Source organism: Akkermansiaceae bacterium (assembly GCA_019634595.1).
Classification (GTDB): Bacteria; Verrucomicrobiota; Verrucomicrobiia; order Verrucomicrobiales; family Akkermansiaceae; genus Luteolibacter.
Window position 1 is genome coordinate 259457 of record JAHCBC010000002.1, and the last position, 12782, is coordinate 272238.

Sequence of the window (12782 nt, forward strand, 5' to 3'; positions counted from 1 at the left end):
CGGCCTTTCCTTCCGGAAAGACCGCTTTGAGAGAGACAGGGATTTCCCTCCGCCGGATCAGGTGGGCTGTTCGCCGCGGGCCATGACCACCTTGCCGGTGCGCACGGTCTCGATGATCTGGAACTGGGAGAACATGCCCACGGCGGCGTCCAGCTTCGGACTGTCACCGTTGATCATGACGATCATCGAGGTAGGGGTGAGATCGACGGTCTTGCCGCCGAAGTGTTCGGTGATCTGGAGGGCCTGGGAGCGCTCGGCGGGCGAGCACTTGATCTTGATGAGGATCATCTCCTTGGTGACGGAGTCCGCGGAGGTGTGCTCGAAGCAGTGGATCACGTCGATCAGCTTGTTGACCTGCATGATGATCTGGTTGAGCCCCTTCGGGTCGCCGGAGATGCCGATGGTCATCCGCGAGAAGTTCGGGTTGCGGCCTTCGGAAACGACGAGCGAGTCGATGTTGAAGGCGCGGCGGGAGAACACCTGGCAGATGCGCATGAGGACGCCCGGCTCGTTGTTCACGAGGATGGAGAGCGTGTGCGTGGCGCCGCGCGCGGCGGCGGGTTTCACGGGAGTGTCGGTGGTGATGATGGTTTGGGACATTTTATGAAGAAGTGAATAGTGATCGGTGATCAGTGATCAGTGGATGATGACGGGATTTCTCCGGCCACCACACACCGACCGCGGGGCACTAATGGTTCATCACGTGGAACCGACGGGTTTCTCCATCTTGGTCTTCGGCGCTTCGGTGATCATGTCCTCCAGCGCGGCGCCGGCGGGGATCATCGGGAACACGTTGTCCGTCTTCACACACTCGGCGTGGATGAGGATCGGGCCGTCGTTGTAGGCCAAGGCCTTCTCGAGCTGCTTGGTGACATCCGCCGGACGCTTGATATAGACGGACGGGATGCCGTAGGCGGCGGCGAGCTTGCAGAAGTCAGGGTTGCCGATGAGGTCCACACCGGAGGTGCGGTCTTCATAGAACAGTTCCTGCCACTGGCGGACCATACCGAGGTAGTGGTTGTTGAGCACCACGATCTTGATCGGCAGCTTGTGGATGGCGGCGGTGGAAAGCTCGAACAGGGTCATCTGGAAGCCGCCGTCCCCGGAGATGGAGATCACGGTCTTTTCCGGATGGGCGAGCTGCGCACCGATGGCGGCGGGGAAGCCGAAGCCCATGGTGCCCGCACCACCGGAGGAGAGCCAGTGGAAGGACTCGTGGTTCTTGTAGAACTGCGCGGCCCACATCTGGTGCTGGCCCACGTCCGTGGAGACGATGGCCTTGCCCTCGGTGAGTTCATACAGCTCGTCAATGACCTGCTGCATGCGGAGACCGCCCTGCTTCTTGTAGTTGAGCGGGAACTTCTTCTTGTAGCCGTCCAGCTTCGCCAGCCAGTCGGAGGTTTCCAGCGGTCCGATCTTCTCGTTGATCTCGGAGAGGGCCGCCTTCGCATCGCCCACGATCATGACGTCCGGCTGGATCATCTTGCCCGCTTCCGCAGGGTCGATGTCGATGTGGATGATCTTCGCGCTCTGGCAGAACTTCGACGGCTGGCCGATGATGCGGTCATCAAAGCGGGAGCCGATGTTGATGAGCAGGTCGCACTCGATCATCGCCTTGTTGGCGTAGGCGGTGCCGTGCATGCCGAGCATGCCGAGGGACAGCGGGTGGGTTTCCGGGAACACGCCCTTGCCCAGCAGGGTGCTGGTCACCGGTGCTCCGAGCGTTTCCGCAAGGTAGCGGAGTTCCTTGTCCGCACGGGCGATCATGGTGCCCTGGCCGGCCAGGATCACCGGGCGCTTCGCCTTGGAGATGAGGTCGGCGGCTTCCTTGATCTTGTCCTTGTCGATGTTGAACGAGGAAGAGGTGTCGTAGCCTGGAAGTTGGAACGGAGGGTTCATCTCACCGGTAAACGCGCCGGAGGAAATGTCCTTCGGGATGTCGATGAGCACGGGGCCGGGGCGGCCGGTGGTGGAAATGTGGTAGGCCTCCCGGGCGATGCGTGGCAGGGAGTTGGTGTCCTTCACCAGGTAGTTGTGCTTCACCACCGGGATGGTGATGCCGAAGATGTCCGCTTCCTGGAAGGCGTCCTTGCCGAGCATCCAGGTCACCGTCTGGCCGGAGAGCACGATCATGGGCACGGAGTCCATCATCGCGGTCATCAGACCGGTCACGGTGTTGCCCGCTCCGGGGCCGGAGGTCACCAGCACGGCGGCTGGCTTTCCAGTGGCACGCGCATAGCCATCCGCCATGTGGACGGCACCTTGCTCGTGGCGGACGAGGATGAACTTCATCTTCGTCTTGACCGTTTCCAGTGCGTCGAAGATCGGGATGGCCGCTCCACCGGAGTAGCCGAAGATGTATTCGATGCCCAGGTCATCGAGCGTCTTGATGAGCGCCTGTGCGCCGTCGAGTTTCTCTTTGCTCATAAAATTGGGGTTGGGCGCGCAACTTGGGATCATTTTCTGCGGTAAGCAATGCGAAAATAGGGAATTTTCCCACAAACCCATCAATCATACCATCAGAGCCATTACAAAAATTGACTATTTGATTACAAATCACCCACACCGGAGGCAACCGATCAGAAAAGTTACTCCACCAAGGATCTCCGTCGATCCCTCCCCGGGGAAACCCGCCGCCTCTTCCGTTTTCCCTTCCCGGGCCGAATTCGCGGATTGCGCCCGGGGCGAAACACGGGCAGTTTCCCGGCGTTGGACGCGAGCGCTCCATACCCCCTTCCGAAGCGGGATGACGGACGTCTGTGGGCGATCGCCCTGGGGATCTCCCTGTTCGGGAACATCGTGATTTTCGGCATCGCCGGATTCGCCACGCTGGAGGCGGAGAAGTTCCGCCGCACGGTGGAAAAGGTGAAGGCCGCCACGGTCGTCCCGAAAGAGGAATCCACCGTCCTCATTTCCCCCGACATGCTGCAGGCGGTGAAGGAGGAGCAGGCCACAGCCGCCGCCGCTGCCGTCGAGGAAAAGCCACCCGCGCTCGCCCAGCGTCCCGCCGCCCCGCCGGATTTCGCCCGGACATCGGAGGATCAGCGCGGCAAGCGTCCGGACAAGCCCATGTTCATCGGCGAGCGCGACACGGAGGCGACGAGTGACACCACTCCGGACCCGAATGCCAAACCGATGCCGTCCCAACGCGGCATCGACCCGCGGGACGAGGCTGACATCGAAACAACGGAGAGCCGCTACCGTGATGGCAAGCTGGAGGAACCGGGCAGTCCCGCCATGGACCCGGCGATGGCACCCACGCCACCGACTCCGGCCGCGCCGCCCACCCCGGACACGCCAGAAACCCCCGCCCCACCCCAGGAGGCCGCCGCCCCCCCTCCCAGCCCTGCTGCCACCGAGGGCAAGGAAATCGCGGATGCCGCGGCACCCGCCGTCCCGGAAATGACCGACCTCCTCCAGGGACCAAACCCCGTCGATGTGGAAGTGCCGAAACCCGCTCCCGAAAAAATCCTGCCGCCGCCCCCTCCGACCACACCGGCGAAGGAGAATGCGGCCAAGGTCACCCCGGAACAGAAACCACCCGCCACCGCCAAAGCCGCACCGAAGCCCGGGGACCCCGGCTTCCGCGGCTACCAGCGGAAAACCGCCATCCGCGGCTCCATTTCCCGCACCGGCCGCAGCGCCGTGGATGTGGCGGACAGCCCGCTGGGCCGCTATCAGGCCGTCATCAGCCGCGCCGTGGAACTGGAGTGGCAGCGCAACTGCGTGCGCCACCGGGACTTCATCACGCCGGGTTTCCTCACCGTCCGCTTCTTCATCGAACCCACGGGAAAGGTGAAGAGCGTCCAGTTCGTGGGTGAGATGCAGACCGGGGAGATCCAGAAAGGTTTCACCCTGAACTCCATCCGCGACGCCCAAATCCCCGCGATGCCCAAGGAAATCCGCGGAGACTACAAGGACGAGTCGCTGGAGCTCATCTTCAATTTCTACTTCTGACCATGATCGACCCCGACCTCCCTCTCGCCGCCGCCGCTTTCTCCGGTTTCCAGTCCGTCTGGGACTTCTTCCAAAAGGGCGGCATCTTCATGATCCCTCTGGTGATCACCTCCATCGTCGGGCTGATGGCGGTGGTCTTCAAGTTCCTCTCCCTTTCCGCGGAACGGGTCGTCCCCGCGAAGCTGTCGAGGGATGTGGCCAACTTCGGCAGCCACGTGGCGAACGACACCACCGCCACCGTCGTGCGCGAGTTCCAGGAAGGGAAAAGCTCGCTCGCCCGGCTCGGCTCCGTGGCCGTGAAACATGCGGGCAAACCGCGCGAGCAGGTCACCGCCGCCGTGGAGGCCGCCGCGCGGGAGGAAAGCGTGCACCTCCACTCCGGCATCGGCGTGCTGGACGTGGTCATCACCATCGCCCCGCTGCTGGGTCTGGTTGGCACGGCGTCCGGTCTCGTCGTCATCTTCGAGGGCTTGGGAGACTCCAGCAACCATGAGCTCATCACCCGTGGCATCGCGGAAGCGCTCAGCACCACCATTTTCGGCATCGCCATCGCCGTGCCCGCCGTCATCGCCCACAGCTACTTCTTCCGCCGCATCGAGAAACTCACCGCACGGCTGGAGGGCCTGCTGTCCGACCTGGCCCACACCGTCGCCAAGCCCCAAGCCTGATCCCACCGGACGATCATGAGATTCTACCGCCCGCAGAAGGTCCGGCACAACATCCAGGTCATCCCGATGATCGACATCCTGTTGATCATCCTGATCTATTTCGCCGTCAGCACCGTCTTCAAGAAGCCGCGGGCCGTCCTGCACATCGATCTGCCGACCGTGCGTGAGATCGCGTCGGACAACGTGACGGAAACGCGCTCCGTCATCGGCGTGGATGCCTTGGGCAACATCCAGCTCGACGGGCTGGCGGTGCCGGAAGGCCTGCTGGAGTCCTACCTCGCCGCCTACCAGAAGCAGAACCCCGGCCGCAAGCTGGAGCTGGAGGCGGACAAGAAGCTGCCGCTGGAACGGCTCCTCACCGTCTGGGACGCGCTGACCAAGGCGGGCATCCCGATCAAGGACGTGCCAGCGCGGATCAAGCTGAAGGAGTAACCAACCCGCCCGGCAACCTCCATCCACACCCCGAATCCTTTCCCATCCATGAAACCCATCCTACTCCTCGTCGCCCTCGCGGGAATCGTCTCCGCCCAATACAAGGACCTCTGGCCGACCGAGGCCCCCGGAGACCCGCAGCGGGCCGCCGGTTCCGAGAAGGCGAACGACCACGGCCACCTCAGCCAGATTGAGGCACCGCAGTACCAGACCTATCTGCCGGAGAAGGACAAGGCCACGGGAGCCGCCGTGGTCATCCTGCCCGGTGGCGGCTACGGCATCGTCGCGATCCAGCATGAAGGGCACGAGCTGGCGAAGTGGTTCGCCGAGCGCGGCGTGGTCGGCGTGGTGGTGAAATACCGCGTGCCGAACCAATTCCCCACCCCGTTCCTCGATGCCCGCCGTGCGATCCGGACGGTGCGGGCGAATGCCGACGCATGGGGTGTGGACCCGAAGAAGGTGGGCATCATGGGCTTTTCCGCAGGAGGGCATCTGGCCAGCCTCTGCACCACCCGCTTCAACGACACCTTTCCGGAACAGGAAAACCGCGACGAGATCGACAAGCTGAGCGCACGTCCGGATTTCTCGATGCTGATCTATCCCGTCATCTCGATGGGTCCGGTGGGCCACGGTGGATCGCGGAAGAACCTGCTCGGCCCGGAGCCGACGCCGGAACAGATCGAGAAGTATTCCACCGAAAAGGCTGTCACGCCGGAGACCCCGCCGGTCTTCCTGCTCAGCACCGCAGATGACGCGGTCGATTGCCGGAACAGCCTGAGCTTCGCCGCCGCCTGCAAGGAGAACAAGGTGCCCGTGACGCTGCATCTCTTCGAAACCGGCGGCCACGGCTACGGACTGCACGGCAAGGGCGAGCTGGCGAAGTGGCCGATGCTGCTGGAAGGCTGGCTGAAGGCGAAGGGGCACGTGAAGTAACGTCAGATTATTCCTCCGAATGGCAGGGACCGCATTCCATGCGGTCCGGCGGGGAACGCTGCTGCCGCCTTTTGATGATCAATGCCCGGCTGGCTCTCACTCCGGAAAATTGGGGAACGATGCTTACAAAGATGGAATCGCGGGATGACGGGGCATCGCCCCAACCGGACCGCATGGAATGCGGTCCCTGCCGCAGCCAGACCAACGGAAGCTCTCAATCCCGCCCGATCGACTCCAGCAACGACATCCTCAGCTTCCAGAAATCCACATTTCCCCCAAGACCGTTTGCCATGAGCGCAAAGGGATAGGTCTTTCCGTCGCGGATGATGAAGCCGACCTCTGTCCTAACGCCGGACATTGCACCACGCTTCGCCCTCAGCGTTCCGTCGGAACTGGCGGGCAGGCTCTGGAGGTAGCGCGGGCCATCCGGTCCGTTGAGCGCCGCGATGTTCACCCGCGTCAGGTCCACCGGCGTGATCATCGTCGCGCGGGCGAGGCCACTGCCATCGATCAGGCGCAGCCCGGTGAAGCGGACGCCGACTTTCTCCCAATACTCTCTGACCACCTGCGCGGGGGCCGCATCCGCGCGGCGGCCCATGGTCAGGAAAAGGCTCTGTGCCTCCAGGTTGTCGCTCACCCGTTGCATGTGGTCGATGATTTCCGGCAGGGACGCCGACAGGTGGACGGCGAGCGGCACGGTTTCCTCCGCGGCATGCGGCTTTCCACCGAAGGTGACGCCACGCTTCACCAGCGCGGCACGGAAGATATCCTCCGCAAGCTTCGGCGGGTTCGGCACGGAACCCCGCACGGTGAATCCCTTCTCGCCCAGCGGCACGGTACCCCGCACCTGCACCACTTCCGCATAGGGGGATGAGAAAATGGACACCCCATCCCCGCTGCCCGCCGGGCCGGTGGCCACGCGCACATCCCAGCGGGTCTTGCCCAGCGCCGGGATGCTGCCGCCGAACTTCGCCGGATCCCCTTCCTTCGCACCGGGATCGAACCACAGCGACATGACGTTGTGGTCCACGTTCAGCCCGTAGGCACCGGTGCCGTAGGCGTTGCCGATGTCGCCCCAGTTCCAGTGCTCGTTCACCGGCTCCGCCGGGAAAACCGAGGCGTCGGATTTCAAGGAACCCTCCACGCGCTTCAGGCCCTTCCCGGCGAGCTGTGCGGCGAGCGCGTCGAGGTCTTCCGCCGAGAGGGTGGGATCGCCGCCGCCTTTCAGTACGAGATTCCCCGTAGTGGTGCCCGCCGGAGAGATGGCACCCGCCGCCAGCACCTCCGTTCGGAAGCGGAAATCCGTGCCGAGCAATCCGAAAGCGGCCCCCGCCGTCACCGTCTTCAGCGCAGAGGCGGGGCAGAGCGCGGTTTCCGCCAGCGGGGAGCCGTAGAGCAGCTTCCCATCCGCATCGAAGACACAATAGCCGATCAGCGCGCCCGCCAGCTCAGGGGCGGCGGACCACGCCTGGAAAGCCTGCTCCAGCGGGTTGGCGGGAGGTGGCGTGGGTTCCGCTTTTTCCGGAGCGGGTGGCTCCGTAGGAGTGGACGGAAGCTCTGGGTCCGTCATCGATTGCAGAGCTTCCACCACCGGAGGAATGGGATCACGCTTTGCGGACCAATCGCGGAAATACCATCCGCCCGCCGCACCCAGCGCCAACAGCAACAATCCGCCGAATGCCGATTTCCCGCTCACATCGTGGAGTGTAGCGGGCCGCCCCACGACGGCAAACCCGAAGGTGACGGTCAAAGGTAGAGGAAGTCGTGAGACTTCCGGCTGGGGGGAAGTCGATCTGAGACTGAAGCCTTGTCCTTCACGGACGTGTTCCCAGCAGAACCTCTCACGGGGTTCGATACATCCCTGTGTCTCAGTTGCATTGGCGAATGAAGGGAGGTGGATCTGTTATGAAATACCTTTGCCATGGGTTCCGGTTGCAGCCGGTGGACAAGAATGGGAGCGAAGCGGACATAGCGGCTCTGCCGCAATGTCCACCCTCCTTACTGCTCACGAGGTTCGCTACACGGTCACGCATCCGCCATGTTTCCTGTCTTGCACAAACCGGGGACGGCACTGGAATGGCGTGATGGTTCTCCGGAAAGCCGCCGCCGCATTGCTCCTGATGGCTTTCCCCGCCGTGGCGGAGGAGAAGCCCACCGGCACGCTGAAGATCCTGTGCTGGAACATCCACCACGGCGTGGGGGTGGACAAGAAGCTGGATCTGCAGCGGATCGCGGCGGTCATCCGGGCACAGGATCCGGACATCGTCGCGCTGCAGGAGGTGGATCGTGGCTGCCGCCGCAGCGCGAACACGGACCAACCCGCGATCCTCGGCGAACTCACCGGCCTGAAATCCGCGTTCGGCGAGGCAATGCCCTATGACGGCGGCTCCTATGGACAGGCCATCCTTTCGAAGCACCCAATCAAATCCACTGAGGTGATCCGGCTTTCGCAGAACCAGGAACCGAGAATCGGTTTCAAGGCGGAGATCCTGCACCCGGCGGGGCCGGTGACGCTGGTGAGCGTCCACTTCGACTACCGCTCGCTGGAGTCCCGGCTGGCGGAGGGTGGGAACCTGCTGAAGGCGCTGGAACCCATCTCCGGACCGCTGGTGGTGGCGGGGGATCTGAACGACGTGCCCGGTTCCACGACCCTGGCCTTGTTCAAGGCCCCGTGGGAAAAGGTGACGCTGAAGGCTCCGTCCTCATCCTTTCCGTCCCGCGAGCCGGTGAAGGAGATCGACCATATCTTCCAGCGCGGCCTCACCGTCACGGAGGAGGCGTCGGTGATCGACGAACGGATCGCTTCCGACCACCGGCCGATCACCGCCGTGCTGAGGTTCCGGGCCGAGTGATCACTTCGCTTCGGTGGAGATCCACTCCAGGAAGCCCTCGCTGGAGATGGGCACCACGTGGATGTCGGGGAGTTTTCCCAGCTCCTCGACCTTGCCATTCTTGATGACGTAGTCGGAGCCGGTCATGACGACCCGGTAAAGCGGAGAGCCGCCTTGTTCGGTTCGCCATATCTCCGTTTCCTGGGAGGCGAACTTGGCTTCCTTGAGCGTGGCCGATGCCTTCCGCGCCAGCTCCAGCGCCTCCGCACGGTCCGCCGAGGAGCCGAGCGAGAGATAGACGGGGAGTATCTTCCGGAAGGCACGGACCTGCGCGGTGATCTCCGGGCTGACCGTCATCCATATGGCGTCGGAATCGCCCTCGTTGTCGGCGCGGATGGCCTTGAGGAAAATGGAGTCCCGGAGTTCCAGGCCATCGACCAGACCCCAGTCGGAGAAGCGCAGACCCTCCGCTTTCAGGTTGGCGATGTAAGGATTCCCCTTCATCAGCTCCAGCCTGCCGTCGTAGCGGATGCCGCTTGCGTGGACCTTGAAACGCTTCAGTTCAGCCGGGTCCGTGCGGGTCCCCTGGCCGGGCCAGCGCTCCAGCAGCACGCCCAGCGATTCCTTTTCATCCTTCGCGTGGATGACGATCTCAACGGGTGCTTTCCCCGGGCCGTCGTATTCGGCGTCGGTGATCTCCTCGCGGTCCAGCATGACGGTCTCACGGACCATCTCGCCGGTGGTCTTCTTCCGCTCGATGAGCTTGGTGGTGGACTGGCTGCGGTAGTAACTGCCCTTGTTGTCCGTCACCGTCCGCAGCACAGCGTAGGTCTCCGTCCCGGAGCCGAAGAATTTCTCATCCGCGCGGATGACCTGTGGCGGCGTGGCCATGGAGGTTCCGGCAAGGCCCAGCAACAAAAACACGCTCCGGCGGAAACAGAAAATCCCAGTCATGCCCATGATGTTAGGGCATGACCGGGATGTTATCAAATCAAGACGTTCAGACGGCGAAAGCGCCGGTCGCAGCGGCCTTCACCTCATCCAGCTTCGCGCGATCCGGTGCGGCACCCCGCGCCTGGTCAGGCTTGCCGCCGCCCTTGCCACCGGCGATGGCGGCGAAATCACGGAGCAGGGAACCCGCGTTGAGGCCCTTTGCCAGCGCATCCGGCCCGCAGTGGACGGCGAGGTGGAGTTTCTCCCCGTCATCGACGATGGCCAGCGCGGGACCGGCGAAGTTTTTCTTCTTCAGCCCGTTCTGCAGCTCCTGGAGCAGGGACGCGTCTGACTCGAACGAAACGATGATCGGCTCACCCTTGGCGATGAGTTCCGCCAGCGCCTCGTCGGCCAGCTTCGCGGCGGCTCCGGCCTGCAGCTTCTTGAACTGCTTCTCCGCCTCGATGGCGGCCTGCTGGGTGTCCTCCAGCGTCTTCTGTGCGGAGGCGAAGGTGGCGTTGATCTGGCCGATGTCCGCCCTCTCGACGAGCATCGCCGCCATGATGGTGGGGAAGTCATTCGCGGTGACCGGCTCCGCGCCGAGCGAGGCGAGCTTCTCGTTGGCCGCGGCCAGCTTCACCTTCGCCGCCTTGAACTCGGCGTCCCATTTCTCGGTCGCCTCGTTCAGGTAGGCCCATGCGGATTCGCCGCAGACCGCCTCGATCCGGCGGACGCCGGACGCGATGGCACCCTCGCTCCTGATCTTGAACAGGCCGATCTCGTTGGTGTTGCGGACGTGGGTGCCGCCGCAAAGCTCCATGGACGGACCGTCGAGCTGGTTCGGTGCGCCGCCGATCTGGACGACGCGGACGTTCTCGCCGTACTTGTCGCCGAAGAACTGCATGATGTCCGTGCGGCCCTTGATGTCCGCGTGCTTCACCTCCGTCCATGAGACGGACAGGCCCTGCTTGATGGCACCGTTGACCATCTCCTCCATCATCGCGATCTGCTGCGGGGAGACGGCGGCGCTGTTGAAGTCGAAGCGCAGGCGGTGCTCGTCCACGGAGGATCCCTGCTGGGAAGCGTCCTTGGAGACGGCCTCATGCAGCGCCCAGTGGAGGAGGTGGGTGGCGGTGTGGTGCGCCTCGATGGGGCGGCGGCGGCTGGTGTCCAGCTTGAGCGTCACGCGGTCCAGCACCTTGATGCCAGCGGCGGCGTCCACGATGTGGGCGCGGGCCTTGCCGATCTGCTGTACGCCCGTGATGGGATGCTCATGGCCGAAGGCAACCAGCGTGCCGGTGTCACCGGACTGGCCACCCATCTCAGCGTAGAAAACCGTCTTGTCCGTGATGACGAACAGCGCGTCCTCCTGCGGATGGATCTCCAGCACGGTGGCCTCCACCTCATCGGACTCGAAGCCGGAGAACTCCGTCACCGCATCCGTGGAAATGTCGAGGGCACGGACGACGGTGGTCTTCTGGGCGGCGCGGGCGCGCTCTTGCTGAAGCCGCATTTCCCGCTCAAATCCTTCCCCATCGGTAATCCAACCTCTCTCCGCGAGAACGAGATCTGTTAGATCTTTAGGGAATCCGTAGGTGTCATAAAGTTCGAATGCAAACTCTCCAGGCAATTGATTCGATCGGAAATCCGACGCGAAGAGGGTTCCTTCAGCATTCGAATCCGTCCAATTGCTTGAGTGTTCCTGGAGCATTACTTCCAAACGCTTCAGGCCACGGTCCAGCGTCTGGTTGAAGCTGGCCTCTTCCGTTTCCAGCGTCTGGCGGACGGTGTCCTGGCGGTTTCTCAGCTCCGGGAAGACGCCGCCCATTTCCGCGACGAGCGTCTCCACCAGTGCGCCGAAGAACGGCTTTTCACCGGAGAAGCCGAGCTGGCGGCCGTAGCGGACCGCACGGCGGAGGATGCGGCGCAGCACGTAGTTCCGGCCGTTGTTGCCGGGCATGATGCCGTCCGCGATGGAGAACGAAAGGGTGCGCAGGTGGTCGGCGATGACGCGGAAGGCGATGGCGTCCTTCATCTCCTCGTTGAAGGCGGAGCGGTCCGCGCCCAGCGCCGGATAGATGTTGGAGTAGGTCTTGCCGCTCAGTTCCTCCAGCTTGCGGAAGATCGGCTGGAAAACATCCGTCGCGTAGTTGCTGGGCTTCACGGAGAAGTCGGTGAACCCCTTCGTGTTCTGGATGATGGAGCAGGCGCGCTCGAAGCCCATGCCGGTGTCGATGTGCTTCGCGGGCAGCTCGCGGAAGGTGCCGTCGGCCTCCGCGTTGTACTGGATGAAGACGAGGTTCCAGATCTCGATGCAGAGATCGGAGTCGTTGTTGACCAGATTCCGCCCGGTGACGGGGTTCCCCTCCGGGGTGAGGTCCACGTGGAGTTCGGAGCACGGCCCGCAGGGGCCGGTCTCACCCATCATCCAGAAGTTGTCCTTCACGTTGCCGTGGACGATCTGCTCCTCGGGATTGCATCCCTTGGAGCGGAACAGCTCGGCCCAAATGTCATAGGCTTCCTGGTCGAAGCTCCCCGGGTCGCCTGGCTTCGGCGCATAGACGGATGCGTAGAGGCGGTGGGCGGGCAGGCCCCAGCGCTCCACGACCAGCTCCCATGCCCAGGCGATGGCTTCCTTCTTGAAATAGTTGCCGAACGACCAGTTCCCGAGCATCTCGAAGAACGTGTGGTGGTAGGTGTCATAGCCGACATCCTCCAGGTCGTTGTGCTTGCCGCCGGCGCGGATGCATTTCTGGGTGTCCGCGGCGCGTGGCGGATCGTACGGAGCCTTCTCGACGCCGAGGAAGTACGGGACAAACGGGTTCATCCCCGCGTTGGTGAACAGCAGGCCGGGCGACTGCGGGAGCAGCGATGCCGAGGGCACGATGGTGTGCTGTTTCTCACGGAAGAAATCGAGGAAGCTGTTGCGGATCTCGGCGGCGGTCATGGGAAGGGCCGGGGAAGATGGGAAAATCCCCGCGTCGAGTAAAGCCCGGGAAAATGGCCCCTGTTGCTGGGGAGGCCCGCC

Annotated in this window: 10 protein-coding genes; 5 read left to right on the top strand and 5 right to left on the bottom strand. The window is 63.6% G+C overall.

From position 1 onward, the window contains the following. Positions 1-57: 57 nt before the first annotated feature. Both ilvN and ilvB read right to left on the bottom strand, forming a co-directional pair. Positions 58-600, bottom strand: a complete 543-nt coding sequence (gene ilvN, locus KF712_06915) for an acetolactate synthase small subunit (GenBank protein ID MBX3740702.1) — start codon at positions 598-600, stop codon at positions 58-60. 99 nt (positions 601-699) lie between these two features. Then, the gene (gene ilvB / locus KF712_06920) at positions 700-2427 is read right to left on the bottom strand and encodes a biosynthetic-type acetolactate synthase large subunit (protein MBX3740703.1); all 1728 of its coding nucleotides are present in this window, start codon (positions 2425-2427) and stop codon (positions 700-702) included. A 282-nt stretch (positions 2428-2709) separates the two neighbouring features. Here ilvB and KF712_06925 point away from each other — a divergent pair, with 282 nt between their 5' ends. From KF712_06925 to KF712_06940, 4 genes are read left to right on the top strand one after another with little or no spacing between them, the layout of a single operon-like run. Beyond that, complete coding sequence (locus KF712_06925) at positions 2710-3957, top strand: hypothetical protein (protein MBX3740704.1); 1248 nt, start codon at positions 2710-2712, stop codon at positions 3955-3957. A gap of 2 nt (positions 3958-3959) precedes the next feature. Beyond that, positions 3960-4625, top strand: coding sequence for a MotA/TolQ/ExbB proton channel family protein (locus KF712_06930; protein MBX3740705.1), 666 nt, complete (start codon positions 3960-3962; stop codon positions 4623-4625). A 15-nt stretch (positions 4626-4640) separates the two neighbouring features. Next, positions 4641-5057 carry a biopolymer transporter ExbD gene (locus KF712_06935; GenBank protein MBX3740706.1) on the top strand — a complete coding sequence of 139 codons (417 nt, stop codon included), beginning with the start codon at positions 4641-4643 and terminating at the stop codon, positions 5055-5057. A gap of 48 nt (positions 5058-5105) precedes the next feature. Then, entirely contained in the window at positions 5106-5990 is an 885-nt protein-coding gene (locus KF712_06940; GenBank protein ID MBX3740707.1) for an alpha/beta hydrolase, read from the top strand. A gap of 214 nt (positions 5991-6204) precedes the next feature. Here KF712_06940 and dacB read toward each other — a convergent pair whose 3' ends face one another. After that, complete coding sequence (gene dacB, locus KF712_06945; protein ID MBX3740708.1) at positions 6205-7686, bottom strand: D-alanyl-D-alanine carboxypeptidase/D-alanyl-D-alanine-endopeptidase; 1482 nt, start codon at positions 7684-7686, stop codon at positions 6205-6207. 388 nt (positions 7687-8074) lie between these two features. Here dacB and KF712_06950 point away from each other — a divergent pair, with 388 nt between their 5' ends. Beyond that, a complete protein-coding gene (locus KF712_06950) occupies positions 8075-8842 on the top strand; it encodes an endonuclease/exonuclease/phosphatase family protein (protein ID MBX3740709.1) in 768 nt (255 codons plus the stop codon). Here KF712_06950 and KF712_06955 read toward each other — a convergent pair whose 3' ends face one another. Beyond that, positions 8843-9775 carry a hypothetical protein gene (locus tag KF712_06955; GenBank protein ID MBX3740710.1) on the bottom strand — a complete coding sequence of 311 codons (933 nt, stop codon included), beginning with the start codon at positions 9773-9775 and terminating at the stop codon, positions 8843-8845. It lies immediately after the preceding gene. Positions 9776-9821: 46 nt separating this feature from the next. After that, positions 9822-12701 carry an alanine--tRNA ligase gene (gene alaS, locus KF712_06960; protein MBX3740711.1) on the bottom strand — a complete coding sequence of 960 codons (2880 nt, stop codon included), beginning with the start codon at positions 12699-12701 and terminating at the stop codon, positions 9822-9824. Positions 12702-12782: the final 81 nt, after the last annotated feature.